This window comes from Symmachiella macrocystis (genome assembly GCF_007860075.1).
Lineage (GTDB): Bacteria > Planctomycetota > Planctomycetia > Planctomycetales > Planctomycetaceae > Symmachiella > Symmachiella macrocystis.
Genome location: NZ_SJPP01000004.1, coordinates 249,140 through 267,512, shown reverse-complemented (window position 1 = coordinate 267,512; position 18,373 = coordinate 249,140). Strand labels below are relative to the sequence as shown.

The 18,373-nt window shown below is 55.7% G+C and carries 9 protein-coding genes; 5 read left to right on the top strand and 4 right to left on the bottom strand.

Annotation, left to right across the window (positions count from 1 at the left end):
* Nucleotides 1-116 precede the first annotated feature (116 nt).
* The 3 genes from CA54_RS28295 to CA54_RS28285 are packed head-to-tail and all read right to left on the bottom strand — an operon-like array spanning nucleotide 117 to nucleotide 9,986.
* On the bottom strand, nucleotides 117-2,174 hold the full coding sequence (locus CA54_RS28295; RefSeq protein WP_146374380.1) for a preprotein translocase subunit SecA: 2,058 nt from the start codon (nucleotides 2,172-2,174) through the stop codon (nucleotides 117-119).
* On the bottom strand, nucleotides 2,083-7,686 hold the full coding sequence (locus CA54_RS28290) for a protein kinase domain-containing protein (protein WP_146374379.1): 5,604 nt from the start codon (nucleotides 7,684-7,686) through the stop codon (nucleotides 2,083-2,085). Before CA54_RS28290 ends, CA54_RS28295 begins: the two co-directional genes overlap by 92 nt.
* Nucleotides 7,687-7,715: 29 nt before the next feature.
* On the bottom strand, nucleotides 7,716-9,986 hold the full coding sequence (locus CA54_RS28285) for a PKD domain-containing protein (protein WP_146374378.1): 2,271 nt from the start codon (nucleotides 9,984-9,986) through the stop codon (nucleotides 7,716-7,718).
* A 348-nt stretch (nucleotides 9,987-10,334) separates the two neighbouring features.
* Between CA54_RS28285 and CA54_RS28280 the strand changes: the two genes are divergently transcribed.
* The 5 genes from CA54_RS28280 to CA54_RS28260 all read left to right on the top strand — a co-directional run bounded on the left by CA54_RS28280 (nucleotide 10,335) and on the right by CA54_RS28260 (nucleotide 14,603).
* Complete coding sequence (locus CA54_RS28280) at nucleotides 10,335-10,982, top strand: hypothetical protein (protein WP_146374377.1); 648 nt, start codon at nucleotides 10,335-10,337, stop codon at nucleotides 10,980-10,982.
* A 147-nt stretch (nucleotides 10,983-11,129) separates the two neighbouring features.
* Nucleotides 11,130-12,515 (top strand): mechanosensitive ion channel family protein, encoded by a 1,386-nt coding sequence (locus tag CA54_RS28275; RefSeq protein ID WP_146374376.1) that lies wholly within the window; start codon nucleotides 11,130-11,132, stop codon nucleotides 12,513-12,515.
* A 112-nt stretch (nucleotides 12,516-12,627) separates the two neighbouring features.
* Complete coding sequence (gene ypfJ, locus CA54_RS28270; protein ID WP_146374375.1) at nucleotides 12,628-13,482, top strand: KPN_02809 family neutral zinc metallopeptidase; 855 nt, start codon at nucleotides 12,628-12,630, stop codon at nucleotides 13,480-13,482.
* A gap of 423 nt (nucleotides 13,483-13,905) precedes the next feature.
* The gene (locus CA54_RS28265; RefSeq protein WP_146374374.1) at nucleotides 13,906-14,169 is read left to right on the top strand and encodes a GlsB/YeaQ/YmgE family stress response membrane protein; all 264 of its coding nucleotides are present in this window, start codon (nucleotides 13,906-13,908) and stop codon (nucleotides 14,167-14,169) included.
* A gap of 35 nt (nucleotides 14,170-14,204) precedes the next feature.
* Nucleotides 14,205-14,603 (top strand): hypothetical protein, encoded by a 399-nt coding sequence (locus tag CA54_RS28260; protein WP_146374373.1) that lies wholly within the window; start codon nucleotides 14,205-14,207, stop codon nucleotides 14,601-14,603.
* 19 nt (nucleotides 14,604-14,622) lie between these two features.
* On the opposite strand, the gene CA54_RS28255 is transcribed toward CA54_RS28260, so the two are convergent.
* A complete protein-coding gene (locus tag CA54_RS28255; protein WP_146374372.1) occupies nucleotides 14,623-18,300 on the bottom strand; it encodes an efflux RND transporter permease subunit in 3,678 nt (1,225 codons plus the stop codon).
* Nucleotides 18,301-18,373 lie beyond the last annotated feature (73 nt).

The following is an 18,373-nucleotide window of genomic DNA, read 5'->3' as shown; positions in this document are numbered from 1 at the left end:
AACCTATGGTTTGCCCTACGATCTTGCAAACCATGCTGTGCCGCCCGATGCGGCTCAGACGGAGCTTCGCCCTTCCGGGGGTGCGGTCTCTATTAGACGTAGCACGCGTATCCTGTTTAAGAGAGCGCGTTGGACGCGTCGTCTTCGACTTCTAAAAACGGGTCGAGCCCCAATTGTTCGAGCTGGTCTTGCCGGCGCAGTGCGGACTGAATCAACTGCCGTCGCTGCCCCGCGTGTCGCTTTTCGACATGGTGCTGGGCGGATCGAAAGAGACTGGCTAACCCGCGTGTGTCTTGGCGTTTCTGCGCAGCGGTACTCAGTTTGGCGGACTGCTCCTTACCAAAACCCGCTTCGAGAATTTCATCGTCCAGTGAAAGAAACATTCGATAGCTTCCGGGATCCCCTTGGCGTGCCGCGCGGCCGCTGAGTTGTCGATCGATCCGTGGTGATTCGTGCAATTCCGTGCCGATCACGTGCAGACCGCCTAATTCAGCTACTCCCGGTCCCAAACCAATATCCGTGCCGCGACCGGCCATATTGGTGGCGACGGTGACTTGTCCCTGCTGTCCCGCACTGGCAATGCGTTCGGCTTCGCTGCGAACATGCAGTGCGTTGAGGACTTGGTGCGAGATTCCCACTTGGTCGAGTAACCGGGAGAGGTGCGCTGATTTATCGATGGACCGCGTTCCCACCAAGACCGGACGGCCTTGCTGGCTGACGGTGCGTATCTCCTCGACGATCGCTGTCCATTTCTCGGCGGCCGTTAGAAAGACTTGATCGGGCCAATGGTTCCGCCGACAGGGACGGTTGAGGGGCACGGCGACGGTGGGTCGGTGATAGACGCTATTGATTTCCCTGGCAGCGGGAAGAAGCGTGCCTGACATGCCGGCCCAACAGTTGTAGCGAAGAAATAACTCCTGCGTGGTGAGCTGCGCCGCGGACGATGAGACGGGTGAAATTGCCAAACCCTCACGGGCCTCAATCGCTTGATGCAACCCGTTTCGCCAGCGGCGTCCGTTGGCAATTCGTCCGTTGAATTCGTCGACAATGACGACTTCGCCGTCTTGGATTACATATTGTTGTTCGGGACGAAAACGCTGGTGGACCAAGATCGCCTGTTCGACGCTGTGATAGAGATCGCTGACTTGGATCCCCGACAAGCTTAGCGGTTTGGGAGATCGGCGGATCAATTCTCGACCGGCGGGTGTCAGGCGAAAAGTCGATGTTTGCGGATCCGGGATGAAGTCCGTGGGCTGTTCTAGACGGCCAACGATCTCAGCGCCCCACTTTGAGACTGCCGTTAGTGTTGCGGATGATGCGGATTCAAATTGGCTGATGATTAAAGGGATGCGAGCTTCGTCAATCAGAAGGCTGTCGGCCTCGTCGACGAGTGCGTAGTTCAACTCGCGTTGTACGAATTGCGCAGCGCGGTGTTCGCCGTGATTGTGAAATCCGGTGTCGAGGACTCCCTGTTCGCTTCCTTGCAATCGATCTCGCAAAAAGTCAAAGCCGAATTCCTTAGCGGTTCCATAGGTGATATCGCAGGCATATGCCGCTCGCCGCTGGTTGGGGAGCATATCGGATTGAATCACGCCGACAGATAGTCCAAGTGCTGAAAAAATCGGCCGCATCCATTCGGCATCGCGATTCGCCAAGTAGTCATTGGCGGTGGCCAGATGCGCGCCCTTGCCGGATAAGGCGTGCAAATATAACGGCAATGCGGCGGCCAACGTCTTGCCTTCGCCGGTTGCCATCTCGGCCAGACATCCACGTGCTAGTAATGTTCCCGCGAGGATTTGCACATCGTAATGCCGAATGCCCAATTGACGGTCGGCGGTTTCGCGTACCAGGGCAAACGCGCGGGGTAACAACGCGTCTAAGGCGTCTCCGCACTTGGCGCGATACCGCAGTGAGGAGCTTTCGCGCAGTAATTGATCGTCGGTGAAACCGCCCAGGTCACGTTCCTCAATTTCCACACGGCGCAATGCGGCGCGGGCGCGGTTGAATTCGCCGCGTGCCGAGACCATTCCGAATTGTGACAAGATGCCCCACATGTCGAGAGATGTGACTCCAGATTCTGTTTTACGGTCCTGACCAATCGACGGATTTCCAAACAATCGCTCGGCCGTCGCGGCTGGCTGAGAGAATGCGGCGACCATCGTTGGAAAACGCAACCGATGTCACCGTGCGGTCGTGTTCGGTCAAGGTCAGGATTTCGGTCGCATTCAACAATCCTCCGGTGCCGTCGTCCTGGTCTCGGCTGGAATTGACCGTGGTATCCCAGAGCTTGACGCTGTTGTCCCGACTGGAGGTGATGGCACGGACGGCGTTGGTTTCACCGGGATCCCAATGGCCGTTGTTGTTTTTGTCTCGCAGTGGCGAAAATGCGACGCAGGTGACACTCGAAGTATGCCCGTCCAACAGCAAGCGGGGAGCAGCCTTCACATGGCCGTCCTCTTGGATCTCGAGGTCCCAGACACGGGCTGTATTGTCGGCGCTGCCGGTGATGACGCGTGTCCCGTCGGCCGAAGCGGCGATGCAGAGAACTTCCCATTCATGTCCCTGTAGGACGCAGGCTGGTTGGATGTGTTGTTCGTCTTCGCTGGAGGTTGCGGGCGCCGATGTTTCATACAGGGCGGCAGTTTTGTCATCCGAAGCGGTCAGGACCCAGCGTCCGTCGGGAGAGAACGTTGCAAATCCCACGCGCGCGGTGTGTCCCGCATAAGTGCGAACCACGCGACCTATACGGACTTCGACTTCAGCGGCGTCTGGAGAGGTCTTGTGCCGTTGGGTGACGATCTCCCAGAGTTTGGCTGTTCCATCGTCGCTGGAGGTGAGGACAAATCGGCCGTCGGCATCGGGCGAGAAGACACAACTGTTGATGGCGCCGGCATGTGCCCCTTCCAATTTCGCCAGCACACGACCGCTGGTCGCATCCCAGATGCGCGCCGAACTATCCCAGCTTCCCGTCACCAGGCGATTGCCATCAGGCGAGAAGTTCGCCGAGGCGACCGCTCCGTGCGGGCCGAACGCCATCGCGACCTGTCCGGTTGCCGCATCGAGCAAATGCGTCTGATTTCCACCGACAACGGCCAGCCGTGAGCCTTGGGCCTGCGGATCAAAGGCCGCCGACCAAATCAAAAACGGATACTCCTGATTAAGGACTTCACGGCCCGAGGCCACCTCCCACACGCGGACTTTCCCATCGGCTGCATAGGTTGCCGCTGCCATCCCGGCCGGGGAAAGGCTCACCGAGACCGGAACCGATTCATGCAGTTTTGTCGTTGCAACATCAAACGCTTTGGCTAACTGCGAGATCGTGGCCTCTTCGACAGTTGCCTTGCCGGAAAGAAGTTTGTCGATCAATTCTTCACGAACATGACTTTGCCGGCTTAGATCAGCGACCGACCACGCACGTTCTTCCATCAGTGACCGCAAGTTATCAGAAACAGCGCCGCTCCCCCCCACATCCACAAACGAGTGCAACAGCTTTCCGCTTTGAATCTCCCAATAGCGGACCGTGCCGTCGAGACAACCGGTTAAGGCAAAACCGCCGTCCGGCGCGAGGGCCATTGCTGTGACGGCTGCGGGATGTTTTAAAACGCGGTCAACCAACTCTTCACCAGTCTCCACATCCCATTGCGCGACAGTACGGTCGTTGCTGGCCGTTAATGCGCGGCTTCCGTCTATGGTGAACGCGGCCGCGACAATGCGTCCGGAATGTCCTCCTAGTTTTCCGGTGAGTCTCCGGATTTGCTGTCCGGTATTGGCGTCCCACAACCAGCAGCGGCCTGCCTCATCTCCGGAGAGCACTAAACCTCCGTTGGCTGTGGTTATGGCAACAGCGGTGACTTCATGGGCATGACCGGTGAATTCGCGCACGAGTTTCCCGTTGCCGGCGTCCCATAGTTTTACGGTCGATTGGTCACTGCCGGTCACAATCCAACGACCATCAGGCGAGGCGGCCACAGCCGCTTTGCGACCCGTCCCCGACAGGGAAAATTCTTCCGTTCCCGAAGCAAGATTCCACACGCGCGCCGTATTATCCATGGCGCTGGTGATCAGCCGCCGTCCATCGGGCATGAATACGACCGAGGAGGAAAGAAACTGATGCCCTTCGAAGAACGCACGTGTAACGTCGCCGGATTCGGCCGACCATGATTTGGCATAGCGGTCCTGGCTGGCGGTGACCACTTGTTGGCCGTCAGGTGAAAAACTGGCGCCCAACACAGCGTTGGTGTGCCCAGCAAGCCGGCGACCTTGCAGCGTTTGGATTTCGTCGTCCCCGTCCAGACTCCAACGTTTGGCTTGTCCATCGCCGCCGGCGGAGAGGATCCAACGTCCATCAGCGGAAAAATCGGCCGCCGCCACCGCGCTGCCGTGACCGCGAAACGTTCGGATCAATTTCTTGGAGCCGATGTCCCACACACGGACGGTATTATCGCGACCGCTGGAGACAATCAGAGATCCGTCCTGTGAGAAGCGAATTGACCGTACGGTGTCCGTGTGGCCGGTCAATTCTTGAAACGTAGTTTCGGTGGGCGCTAATTCTTCCGCGAGATTGCGGAAATCGAACTCAACAATCGCCTCGGGTTCCCAAATCAATATGCGGCGGTCATATCCTCCCGAGACAACGTGTTTGCCATCGGGAGTGAACCGGGCACAAAAGACCGGGCCTTTGTGACCGCGAAACGGAATGCCTTGTCGGATCTGGGTGTCATCGGTCCATTGACCGGTTTCGTCCGACCAGACGATGGCTGTACCGTCCTGTCCGGTCGTGACAATTCGTTTTTCGTCGACTGCTTTGCCTTGGGTATCCTGTTCGCGACGAAAAGTAGCTGACCTGACCCACCAATTGTGACCGAAAAGCCGTTGTATCTGCTGCCCAGACTCGACATCCCACAACCGCGCTGTGCCATCCAGCGATGCGGTGAGCAACCGGCGTCCGTCATGTGAAAACTGGACGCTGGTCACGGTTTGCGTATGGCCGGTTTCAAAGGTGTCCTCAGATGCGGGGGGGCCAAATTGCCGTTCGATCGGTTGGCCTGTCTTTGCATCCCAGATCTTGATGAAACTGTTCGTGTTATCGCCGCCGGTGGCAAGCAGTCGTCCATCGGGAGAAAACGCGACCGCGTGGATCACATCGCCCCCGTGACGGCTTTCGTGCAGGAGCTTCCCGTCTTGCGCATTCCACATCCAGGCAACGCCGCTGGGGCCGCCGGTGACGAATGTTTGATTGTCCGGCGCCAGTGCTAAACAACTCGCTGGTTCCCTTACATCGAAACTCTTCTCGGACTGGCTGCACAAATACATCAACCGGCCCCATTCCCATTGGCGAAACTTCGGGTCGCAATCTTCGAGCAACACCCGCGCCGAATCAAAGGCGTTTTCATCGATCTTGGCGGCCGCCAAACCGATGCGCGCGATGTAGGCTTCGTATTCCTCCGCTTCTTTGGCTGCCACGGCGGCGACGCGTGCTTTGTCGGCCAAATGTCGGGCTTCGATTTCCTGATCTTTGGCTTTGGTTTCTTCCTGTTTGGCTTGCTCCGCTTCTTTCCTAGCATCGACCGCAGCGATTTTGGCGGCCTCTTCTTGTTTTTGCGATGCCACGGCTTCATCACGTGCTTTCACGGCATCGTGTTTAGCCTGCCGTTCCTCTTCGGCCGACTTGTCCGCGGCAGATCTTGCCAAGGATTCTTTTTCAGCCGCGTCATTGGCTCGGAGTGTTTCCGATTCCGCGAGTTGCCGTTGTTGTTCTGCGACATCGCGTTCTCGACGGGCGGTTTTCTCGGCTTTCATGACCAGCACCAAGCCGATGCTCACCACGGCCAAAACCATTGCGACCAGCCCACGGACCAGTAGTTTGGCCCTGCGTAACCGTCGTTTGTGGGCGGCACGCTCTTGTTGTTGGGTGATGACTTTTTGAAGGAGTTCGGTGTGATCCGGATTGTCCGCGTCGAGCAGCGACGCGGCCAAATCGAAGTCGGCTTTGTTTAAGGCTGTCTGCGCATATTCCAACCGGGCCGCTGCAGCGCCGCGTTGGGCGGAGGTGTTTCCGGCCCACAACGACGATGCTTCTTCGAAGGCGAATAAGGCGCGCGAGAACCCTTCATACTCGTGCGTTTCCCGCGATTTTCGTAGGTAGTCGTCAGCAAAACCTGAGAGGGCGACCGATTCGATGTGTGATTGGTACTCGCGAATGTCATGTTGGAAATCCCGTACGCTGGGATAACGATCTTCCGGATCGGTCTCCATCGCCCGCATGGCGATTTCGGTTAATTCATTTGTTTCCTTGGGTGGCTTGACGACGTTTTTTCCGGCATAAACCAATGCCTGTGAGACGTTGGAGGCAGTGTGAGGCGGTTTGCCGGTCAAAATCTCATAGAGAATCGCGCCCAACAGATAGGTATCGCTGGCCGGTCCAATGGCCTCCACCGGGCCGAGCACCATCTCCGGAGCCATGTACGAAGGAGTTCCGCCCAAGGATCTGATATTGGCGACCGTGTTTTTCTTGCGGAAGGATTCTGTCGGCTGCGCTAGGCCCCAGTCCATCACCAAAACTTCGCCGAATTCGCCCAGCATGACATTATCGGGCTTGAGGTCGCGGTGTACGATTCCGCGCGAATGCGCAAAGGCGACCGCATCAGCGACACGGAGCAAGATGTCGAGATTCTCGGCCTGCGAATTGTCCTTGATGACCTTGCTCCAAGGGGTCCCTTGGACTTTCTTCATCGAATAGAACAAGGAACCGCGATCGTTCACGCCCACGTCATAGATTGGTACGACGTTGGGATGGTCCAACTCGCCGGTGACGACCGCTTCGGCGAGAAACTTTTGCTGGTTTTGTGCACCGGACTTTGTTTTTTCTCCCAGCATTTTGACGGCAACAGACCGATCGATCGACGTTTGCCGTGCTTCATAAACGACCCCCATGCCGCCTTTGCCCAGAATGCCGAGTATTTCGTACTCCGCTTCATCGGTCTCGGTCGGGACTTTTGTGGACTGAACTGCGCGGGTCTTGATGACCAAAGAAGAATTGGACGAGGGTTCGAATCGTTCCTTGGCACGGATCGACGTGGTGGGTGCATCGTCGTGCTTGATCGCGATTGACCAGTCGTCCGCCATCGAACGATTCAAGTTGGCAGTAAGGTCGACGTCTTCGGTGACAAAAGTACGGTCGATCGCAGCGGATTGGTCGGAGCCTGAATCCTTCTCTGTATCATTGGCGAAGGTGCGGTCGGCATCAAACTCGTCAGAGACAAACGTTTGTTCCGTGGCGTCTATGTGACCGGAATCGGCGATAGTCTGGTCGCCAGCGGACGGTTTTTCGAAAGTGCCGGAATCGACGACGATCGTCTTATCACTCTCGGAATCAAGCGGCAAATCGGATGCTTCAGTATCCGAGATTGTTTTGGCGTATGTTTGGTCGTCGTCCACTTCATCGACAACATTTGTGACGAAAGTCTCATCGGTTTCTGCTGACTTAGATGCCTCAATATCGGCGACCGTGGGAGTTTCGGCGGTCGTCGCATCGGCAGCGTCGTCGGGATTCTCGGCTATGGTTTGATTGGTCCCCAGCGAAGACTCGCTATTGGATGGTACTAATACGGCGCCGCAATGCGGACAGGCGTCTAACTCCAAGTCCGACGTTTTTAACGAGGTTCGGCAGTGCGGACAATTTAACATGGTATGGCAGTCTTACAGAAACAATTGACTTAGTAAGTCGAAATGGAACGCCGTGCCGACAATGGGCCTTGAGAGGAATTCTCAGGAAACTTGGACATCGCCGAATCGACCGAGGCTTCCCAATTGGGATGATCGGTGTGTGCGTTCGCCGCTTCGCCTTGAACTGCGGCATCAATTCGCAGGGCACTCGCCTGCGCTGACAATTCGCCGTCATTTGTGGGGGTTTGTGAAACGTTTTGTTGTTGCGTTTTCAACAAATCTCCCGGATCAATGATTTGTCCTCCTCTGACATGAACATCCATAATCAAACGCTGGGCTTCAGGCGTCTTGAAGTAGAATCGATAATGACCGTCGGGCAATTTCCGAATATATCCGGGCAGATCCACCAGTATGGTCTTGGGGAGATTCTGGTGTCGAATCCTCTTTCCCTCAGGAGATAACAGTTCAATCACAACCACTTCTTCCTGAGAACCGCGATTTTCCATGGCCTTGACCGGCCGGTCGCTCGTATTGCCTTCAAAGGGAATTGATGTCGTCGGATTCGGGGAGACCGTGGTCGTAATGTTTTCGCGAGTCGACTTAATCACGACGCCAGCGACATATCCACCACTGGGCGCATTCGCCACTGTCGCTTGAGGGAATTCGGTAACAATCAGTTGTGTTTCCAGACTGACATCGGCCGAAAACCTGGAAACGGCAACCGCACCATCATCGTCCCGCAGCGTGGCCGTCACTGCAAAGGATCCTTCGGACTCAAACACATGCGAGGCAATAAAGTTTTGTGCTCCACCCGCATACAAAATCACAGAAGGTGCCGATCCGTCTCCCCAGTCGACCGTCAGCGTATGGTTATCTAGCGAACCGGCATCTGAAAACTCGCCGGACAACACAAATTCCGCATCGACCTCCGGAATGGCCGTTAAAGTTGCACTTTCTATGACCGGGGCCACGTTCTGCACGGTGACGGTAAGTTGTTGTTGGCTGCTGCCGCCGTTGTTGTCCACGACCGAGATGGTGACCGGATAGATGTCTTGCGGTGTGCCGGTCGGATTGTCGTCGAGGTAACGGTGCGTGGCGGTGAAGGTGGTTTCGCTGGCGGTGAGTTGAATCAGCGAGTCTGCGCTGCCGTCGCCCCAGTTGACGCGGATGGTGTGCGTATCCAAGCTACCGGCATCAATGACCCGTCCCGTGACGGTGGCGAGACCGTTCTCTAATATCGGTGAATTGATTGTGAGGTCGGTCAGCGTGGGAATGGCGTTGCCAATGGTGACGTTGATTTGCGAGGTACTACTAGCACCATCGTCGTCGGTGAGCGTGACAGCGATGGTGTAGACACCCGAATCGACGTAGGTGTGTTCGCCACTGAAGAGTCCCCCGCCGGCGGCAACGTTGCTGCTCGTACCGTCGCCCCAGTTGATCGTGGCAGTGTGCGTGTCGAGACTGCCGACATCACTGAAGGTGCCGTCCAGCACCAGAGGCGAACCTTCTTCGACCGCATCCGGTTTGGTGAGCAGCGTGGTGATCTGCGGGGCCACGTTCTGCACGGTGACGGTAAGTTGTTGTTGGCTGCTGCCGCCGTTGTTGTCCACGACCGAGATGGTGACCGGATAGATGTCTTGCGGTGTGCCGGTCGGATTGTCGTCGAGGTAACGGTGCGTGGCGGTGAAGGTGGTTTCGCTGGCGGTGAGTTGGATCAGCGAGTCTGCGCTGCCGTCGCCCCAGTTGACGCGGATGGTGTGCGTATCCAAGCTACCGGCATCAATGACCCGTCCCGTGACGGTGGCGAGACCGTTCTCCAGCACGGGTGAGGTGAGCGTCAGATCGGCTAATGTGGGGATAGTGTTGTTGACGCTGATGAGGGTTTGTGCGGAGTCACTCCCGCCATCTTCGTCGGTAATGGTGACGGTAATTGTGAATTGACTTTGCGAAGTGTCGCCAGTCGGTGCGTCCTGGTAAATGTGGGTTGCGGTGAATTCGCGGTTGGCCGCAGCAGTTGATCCGCTAAAGTCGCCTGTGAGTTCACTGGTTTGTCCGTCTCCCCAGTCGACCAGGATGTGGTGATCGACTTCACCGGGAGGGGAGTCTTGGAATCTTCCGCTGAGAGTGACCGTCTCACCTGGGTCGACAACAGTGGGAGTGACATCGAGGGCGGTGATCACCGGATTGCTGTCTAGGAGACGCCGCTCCTCAAGCCGTAGCGGCTGTAGGATGGTCGAATCGTCCAGAAGTCGCGGGTGACGTAGAGCCGTTAGGCGGTTAGCCATCGAAAGCCGCGTCAGCCAATAGGTGCGAAAAAGCATACGAAAAAGCTCGGTCATCTTGGAGAAAAACAGTCTGTTGGTTGACTCCTGAACAGGGAGTTCCCACCGACCGCGCGCTATGGTGTACATCAATTATGGCGATCGGTCGTTACGTTGGTCTAGAGAAAGGTGGTCGAATTGTCCCGAAATTGGCTGAAACTCCTATGGTTTAGCGGGTTTCTGACGGTGGAAACAGCTCTGGGTTCGGTCGATTAATTCTGGGATCGTGGGGAAATACGTGTTTATGCGATTGAAGCCGGAGCAGAAATCGGCAGAATAACCAAACGAAGGCTGTTTCTATTCACGTCTACGTCTGTTTCATGCAGACTCAGCAAGGGGAAGAGAACGATGTTGATGAGAAATGTGAGTGAGCGTGGTGTTGCACGTCCGGCAAATCTTTGGGTCGTTTCCACGCTTGTGTGTTCATTGATCGCGGTTGTGAATCTCGGTTGCTCGCAAGAAGCCGGGGATGCACTGGACAAGGCGGGAGAGGCTGTGAGCGATGCCGCTGAAGAAACCGGCGGTGTGGTAAAAGATGCGGCGGAAGATGCCGGCGAGGCAGTCGGTGATGCCACGGAATCGGCAGGCGAACTTGCAAAAGAGGCTGGTGATAAATTGAGTGCTGGCTTTTCGGCGGCCGCCGATAAGGCGGCGAGTGCTTTAGAAGGTGTTGACGGCGGAAGTGAGGTGTTAACGCAGATCAAAGGATTCTTTAGCTCGGCCCAAGAGACACTCAAGGGAATCACGAACAAGGAATCGGCCGAAGCTGCAGTATCGAAGTTGGGCGATCTCGATGGCGCAGCCGCGAAGATTAGCGACATGGTCGGCAAATTGCCCGAAAGCGCCCAAACATCAATAGGGCCCATGATCGCCGCAGGGATTGCTCAATTAAAAGCGTTGATCGAGAAGATCGAGGCGATTCCAGGTGTGAGCGATGTCATTCAACCTAAATTGACAGCGTTCATGGATAAGATGAAATCAATGTCTGGTCAATAAGCGGGTAGGGGGTACTTTCGGGCCTATCGCGCTTGACTAGCGGAGGAATGTTTATCCTCCGCTAGTCAAGCGGTCCCACTGATCCGCTGGGGATATGGCAGCCACTATTGCGGAGAATCCTTGAATCAGGAAGAAAGGATAACTGGGATGAAGTTTTGTCAACGGATGTTTTGCGGGGCTGTAGCTGTGGCCATCGCGCTTGTTCCGCCCTGGATGCCGAGCAGACTCCAAGCCGCGGAGGAAGCCGTCGCACCACCAAAACCAACCACGGTTACTGATGCGGACATTACCGTTGATCAGTTGCAGTTACTTGTTAAACCGTTGACACGCGAAGAATTAGCTGTGGAAGCTGCAGGTTGGCGCGATTTGCTCAAGGAAAAGGTGGAAGAATCCAGCAATCTGCAAGTTGGCGCGAAACGGCAGACCCAGGCGAGCGAAGTGGGCTCGGAGGGAGAGCCGGGCGACGCGGGAGACGATGTCGGCGGAAAAGACCTTAAGGCGGAATTGGTTGAGAAACTTCCGGCGTTGCAGGAGGAGCGGACGCATTTGATCGATCGGCTCAATGCGGTGCTCGATGCCTGGGAGTTAAAGGGTGGAGATGTTGAAGAGTATCGACAATATGTCTCGGCGGTGGGCGGTCTGGAAATTGACGTGACTGATGCCAGTACCACTTGGGCGGCGTTGCAGGGTTGGGCGATGTCGGAGCAGGGGGGACAACGTTGGTTTTGGAATATACTGAAATTTGTGCTCATACTCGGGGTATTTTATATATTGGCGAGCATTGTTAGCAATCTGGTGGTGCGGGCATCGTCGCGTTCTAAGGGTTCGTCGGAGTTGTTGAAAAAATTTCTGGGAAGCTTTGTCAAGCAAGTCGTGATGTTGATCGGCTTAGTGATCGCCGCCTCGGCGTTGGAAATCAACATTTCGCCGTTGCTGGCTGCTATCGGCGGTGCGGCATTTGTGATTGGTCTGGCGCTACAGGGGACGTTGAGTAATTTCGCCAGCGGGTTGATTATTCTGGGCTATCGTCCCTTTGATGTGGGTGATGTGATCGAAGCGGCAGGGATAACCGGCATCGTCGATTCGATGAATCTGATATCTACAAAAATCCGCACGTTCGACAACAAGGTGATGATTGTCCCCAACAACAAAATCGCGACGGACACAATTACCAATGCAACGGCCAGCGACACGCGTCGCGTGGATATGATGTTTGGAATTGGCTATGACGACGATGTGGAGAAGTCCCGAGGGATTTTGGAGTCGATTGTCAACAACCACGAATTGGTCCTTCAGGATCCACCGGCCGTCATTCAGCTCAACGAGCTGGGGGATTCGTCGGTCAATTTCATTTGCCGGCCTTGGACCAAAGCGGGCGACTATTGGACCGTATTTTGGGACGTGACACGGCAAGTCAAAGAGGAATTCGACCGCAACGGCATCTCCATTCCATTTCCACAACGCGATGTGCATGTGTATCATGAGAACGTCGCCAGGGATGGCCAGCCACTCGCGGACGCAACAAAGGATTAGCCGTTTTCTGAGTGGCCGTTCATCTTGGTGAAAATCTAGCCGGTCCGAAGTCGGGCAGCTTGTTGCCTTGTTCAAACATCCAAGTTCCAGATTGGTAAGAGGGTGCGATTCGATGCGTTGGAAAGGTAGACGGGGAAGTGACAATGTCGAGGACCGGCGGTCAGTCCGAGGTCCGGCGGTCGCCGGTGGCGGGATCATTGGCATCGTCATCGTGATTATTGTGATCGTGATGGGGGGCGATCCGGCTCCATTATTGCAACAGATGCAACAAAATCAGCCGGCGCAACAAGGCGCCCCGGGTCGCATCGATCCGGCTCAAGACGAATTGGCGCAAATGGTCTCAGTGGTGTTGGCCGACACTGAGGAAGTATGGAGCGAATTGTTGCGAGAAAACGGGAATCAATACCGGGATCCCAAACTCATTTTGTTTCGCGATTCGGTCCGTTCAGCCTGCGGCTTCCAAAATGCGGCCACCGGACCGTTTTATTGTCCGCTCGACGAGCAAGTGTACATCGATTTGAGTTTCTTCGATGACATGAAAAGCCAGTTGGGCGCACCGGGTGATTTCGCACAAGCGTACGTCGTCGCCCATGAAGTCGGTCATCATGTGCAGAAAATATTGGGCACCAACGAACGAGTGCACAACCGGCAACGCCAAGTCAGCAAAGAGGAAGCAAACCAATTGTCGGTGCGACTCGAATTGCAGGCCGATTTTTACGCCGGTGTCTGGGCGCATCATGCGCAACAGAACTGGCGGATTTTAGAAGAGGGCGATGTTGAAGAAGCCCTGCGTGCAGCAACTGCAATCGGCGATGACCGTTTGCAGAAACAGTCACGCGGCTACGTCGTACCCGAATCGTTCACACACGGCACGTCCGAACAACGCGCCCGCTGGTTTGTGCGCGGCCTCAAAGGGGGCAACGTAAACGATGGGGACACGTTTTCGATCCCGTATAGTCAGTTGTGATTTCTCGTGAGACTGGTGGAGCAAGCGGGTTGGGTTGCGGGGCAGAGAAGGGGGCTTTGATGTCCCATCACGGACGCCTGCCAATTCGACACCTGCAAATTCGAAGTGCAGCTGTGTCACTGAATGATCACTCATTACCTGCCAAAACTTACTTGTTATCCGCCAAACACAATTTGTGAGTGACTGCCCTCTGCTCGTCGTGGCGTATCAACAGGTGATCGTCACCTATGTCGCACGAATTCACTCACTTTAGATATAGCGAACCTCAGTTGAGGGGCAAAGCTTGACGTTGAGTACGTCACCGTATAGCGTTATCCCTACTGTCCCGTCATGAATACTTTCAGCGAGTTGCCTTTCCATGCCACAGCAGGTCGCTGTCGTGGCAATTTCTTTTAGATCACATCGAACAAATCGGAGTCTGCCATGATTATTGGAATCATCAGTTGGTGTGTGTTTGGGCTAATTATTGGCGCCATCGCTCGCTTTTTGATGCCGGGTACGCAGAGTATGGGGCTGATCATGACGATCCTCCTCGGCGTGGTGGGGTCATTTGCCGGTGGGTTTATCTCCACGCTAATCTTCGGCGGGGGTGACGGGGCTGTCATGCATCCAGGGGGATGGATTATGTCCACCATTGGCGCGTTACTGGTGCTGTTTATTGCTTCCAAAATGGCGGCTTCCAAGTAGCGGTTTCCGCGAGACTGTCTGGAAGGATTGCCTCCGTGTCTGAGTCAAATGCCGATAAATTACAACCAGCGAAGCCATCGCGTCCAGGTGGTCAGTTTCGCTGGTTAATCGATAACGAGCCGCGGCGGCTGCTGTTGCCGCTGACCGGTCTGTGGGTCCTCGGCTTGGACTGGCTGCTGTTTGGGTCAAACACTTTGACGGGTGGATTGGCGACACCCATCATCGTCGTCCTGGGATTCCTGCTGGGTGGCGCGGGTACGTTGTTCTTTCAAAAACAATTTGCGAAAGACCCCCTCTGGAAGGCTGTCTTAAAGGCATTGATAATTGGCGTTGTGGTGGGCGCACCTTGGCCGGTGGCCGGCACACTCATCGGCGGTTGGATTTTGGTAGCAGCGGGAATTGGCAAGTCCGCCAGCGAAATTCTTCGCAATTAACGTCGCCCAACGCCGCTGTTTAGCCTGGGTGCACCAGCTCCCGTTGCGGGGCGGGTGTTTGTGGAGGTTCGGGCGGTGGCATTGTCTCTGGAATCCGTTCCCCGACAAACAACCGCACGAACCGTGTTCTGGCATCGAGCATGAGACTGAACAGCGTGGGGACCAGTACCAACGTAAAGACGGTCGACACCATCAAGCCGCCCAATACCACGCTTCCCAATCCGCGATAGAGTTCGCTTCCCGCTCCGGGAAACAGCACCAACGGCAGCAAGCCCAACACGGTGGTGAGCGTCGTCATAAAGATCGGCCGGATCCGCGTGCGAATGCTCTCTAAAATAGCATCGCGGGGCAGCATGCCATCTTCGCGCATATGATTCAACGATTGGTGCACGATCAGAATCGGATTATTCACGACTGTACCGATCAAAATTACGAAGCCGAGCATCGTCAGTACGTCCAACTGTTGCGTAATTTGACCGGTGGCAACCAGATAGACGTTGAGCAAATTGAGCCCCAAGATGCCTCCCACGGCACCCAACGGCACGGTGAGAATAATCACCAGGGGATACAACCACGATTCGAACAATGCCGCCATCAGGAGATACGTGATCAGCACGACGAGTACAAATTGGCTGGTGAAAACGCTGGTGAGACTGTCCACGTTCCAACCAGTCCACCGGCCGAAAAAGGTGTCTTGCATTTTGCTGAGTTTATCGGCAGTCCCTGCAAGGTTGATTTGATAGCCTCCATCCAATTGCCCGCTTTGCATGATCGGTCCGACGATACTCTCTTTGATTTGAATCATCGCATCTTCTAAGGCGGTCCCCTGCGGGGGCGAAACTTCGATGGTGATGGCCCGGACCCGTTCGCGGTGATTGACTTGTTCCGGCCCGCTGGACATGGTCACATGAGCCAACGACGACAGCGGGACAAGCTGTCCACTGGGGGTCGCCACGGGCAACGCCTCGATTTCATGCGTCGTGTCGGCGTAGTTTTCTTGGCCGACGATCGACAAGTCGATTTTCTTCCCATCCAAGTAATAGTCGCCGGCGTAAGCACCGTCGATTAAGGAGTTCGCTGCAAATCCTAAGTCGCGGCTGCTGACTTCCATCTCGGCTGCTTGGACGAGTTTGGGGTCGATGTGTAATTCAGGGGTAGACAAGTCGAGACTGGGAACGGGACGTGCTTGGGCTTCGGGCATGATCTGTGTGACTTGCCCCAAAATCTGTCCGCCCAATGCCACGAGTTTCTTCAAGTCCGGACCGGTGATTTCAATCTCAATCGTCCGGCCCGCTGATAAGCCTTGTTCGAACAGACTCGATTGTTTTGCGATGGCGAATGCGCCGGGGATTTGGGAACCGACCTGTTGCACCAATGGCACGAGTTCTCCCACACGTTGCCCGTCATACGCGCGAATACCCATAAAGACTTGCCGGCCGCGGGCCACGAAGAAGAAGTCGTTAATCACCGGGTAGTCCAGCGCTCGGGCCTCGGGGCTGTCGATATCGACGTCCCAATAGGGACGCAGTTCCGTTTCAACGATTTGTCCCAATTTCGTCATCTGGTCAAGATTATAGCCCGGCGGCGGTAGCACAATTCCGAAGACCAAGTTGCGGTTTCCGGTTGGCAGGTATTCAATTTTGGGCCAGAGTGCCCAACTGACTCCGACCGCCATGCCGAACAGAGCTATGACGACGGCGAGACGACGCAACAGTCCGCGTTGAATCCAACGGTTGAACCCGACGATCGCCGAGACAAATAAGTTGCCCAATATGGTCAATGGTGCGACGATGATTTGTGCGAATTTCCCCAAACGTGAACTTGGGGCCGGCGTCGGTTGCGGTGCGGATTGATTTTGTTGCGCACCATTCCTTCCACCGGAACGGTGGAACAAGCGGTGCAAGACTGATGGCTTCCGGGGAGTCGCGTCTTCTTCGTCGGAGTGAAACAATCGGGATGCGGCGGTGGGGATCACGGTCATCGAGACGACCAGCGACAATGCAACAGCAGCGCTAATCGCCAGTGCGATATCACGGAATAACTGGCCTGCTTCTTCTTGAACAAAGACCACCGGGAGGAACACGGCGACTGTCGTTATGGTCGAAGCAGCGACGGCTCCTAAAACTTCCTGTGTCCCACGGACGGCGGCCTCAAACGGACCTTCGCCCAGATCGTGACGGCGATAGATATTTTCCAAAACAACGACGGCGTTATCGACCAGCATCCCCACGGCGAATGCCAATCCGGCTAAGCTAATGACATTTAATGATCGTCCGAGGATCCCCATGACGAGGAACGAAGCGATCAGACTCGTGGGAATCGCCAACGCGACGACCAATGCACCACGGGCAAACCAAAATCCCGAAGCGACGATGACTGCGACACAGACGACAAAATAAATCGGGGAGATGTAGGCGGCTGCCCAGGCGCTGGCCACAATCAACGGTACAGCCAACAAAGTGCGGACCCCCAGATGCAAGAACAACATCAACACGATCATGGTCAGCGCACCACCGATGAAGATGTTTTGTTGCACGAGATTGATGGAAGAATTGATATAGTCCGTTTCGTCGTAGACTTGCACCAATTGCAGACCACGGGGCTTGAGAATATCCTCATCCACCTCGGCCACTGCGGCGCGCAGACCATCCATCACATCCAACACATTGGCTCCGGTTTCACGCAGGCAGTTGATGGCGATGCTAGATTCGCCGAACCGCCGCACTAAGCCGTCTGGCTTTTTGTATCCCAACCGGACCTCTGCCACGTCTCGTACAAAAACCGGCGCGCCGTCCACAACGGCCAACGGTTGATCTTCGACTTGCTTTGGATCACGAAACTGTCCCAGAGCACGGACGACCCAGCGCCGTTTGCCTTCCCAGAAGTCTCCGGCTGACGTGTCGGAGTTTTGGGCCTGAAGGACGTTACGAACGTCGGTGAGAGTCAATTGCCGTGCGGCGAGTCTTTCCGGATCGACGACGACCTGCAGTTCGTCTTCGAGTCCGCCAAGCACATTCGATTGCGATACACCTGAGACGCGTTCAAAGCGAGCCTCGATTTCATCCTCAGCAAAACGCCGCATCTTGGTCACATCTAGATCCTCCGGAGGTAACAACTCCTTGAGCTCTGGATGGTCTTTGGACAGCAAGCGGAGTCGCAGCATTCCCAAACCGACATTATTGGCCCGCCGCGCTGGAGCGATCAATTCGACCAATTGGGGATACTTGGCCTCGAATGCGTCGTATTGCTCAATAGACGGAGCGCGCGAACTGAGAATAAACCAGGCAATCGGCCGGTCGGAAGAGTTCGCAGTCGAGATGACCGGTTCGTCCGCATCTTCGGGGTATTCGCGGACCTGTTGCAAGCGGCTATTGACCTTGAGCAGCGATTCCCCCATATCGATGCCGACTTGGAATTCCAGCGTGATGGTTCCCTTGGAGTCCGCGCTTTCGGAGGTCATCTTGGTGATCCCTTCGACGCTTTTGAGCTGCTCCTCTTGCTCCAACACGATTTCCTGTTCGACTTCTTGCGGACTGGCTCCCGGCCAGAGCGTTTCGATGGTGATCGTGGGAGTCTGCACTTCCGGTGTGAGTTGCATCGGCATTCGCGTTAAGGCAACCAGTCCAAAGAGGGCGACCAAGAGTGCGCCGACGCTGACTTTGACGGGATTGCGAACGAACGATTCTATGAGCTGCATGACTGGGTACCATCAAAGCTGCGGTTTAGCGTGCGACTGGATTTCATCCCCGCGGATGGATCGTGACCGATTC

What these genes read in the sequence shown, in the direction of transcription:
- CA54_RS28290 (WP_146374379.1), bottom strand. Translation starts at nt 7,686, where the DNA reads ATGTTAAATTGTCCGCACTGCCGAACCTCGTTAAAAACGTCGGACTTG.
- CA54_RS28285 (WP_146374378.1), bottom strand. Translation starts at nt 9,986, where the DNA reads ATGCTTTTTCGCACCTATTGGCTGACGCGGCTTTCGATGGCTAACCGC.
- CA54_RS28280 (WP_146374377.1), top strand. Translation starts at nt 10,335, where the DNA reads ATGTTGATGAGAAATGTGAGTGAGCGTGGTGTTGCACGTCCGGCAAAT.
- CA54_RS28275 (WP_146374376.1), top strand. Translation starts at nt 11,130, where the DNA reads ATGAAGTTTTGTCAACGGATGTTTTGCGGGGCTGTAGCTGTGGCCATC.
- ypfJ (WP_146374375.1), top strand. Translation starts at nt 12,628, where the DNA reads ATGCGTTGGAAAGGTAGACGGGGAAGTGACAATGTCGAGGACCGGCGG.
- CA54_RS28265 (WP_146374374.1), top strand. Translation starts at nt 13,906, where the DNA reads ATGATTATTGGAATCATCAGTTGGTGTGTGTTTGGGCTAATTATTGGC.
- CA54_RS28255 (WP_146374372.1), bottom strand. Translation starts at nt 18,300, where the DNA reads ATGCAGCTCATAGAATCGTTCGTTCGCAATCCCGTCAAAGTCAGCGTC.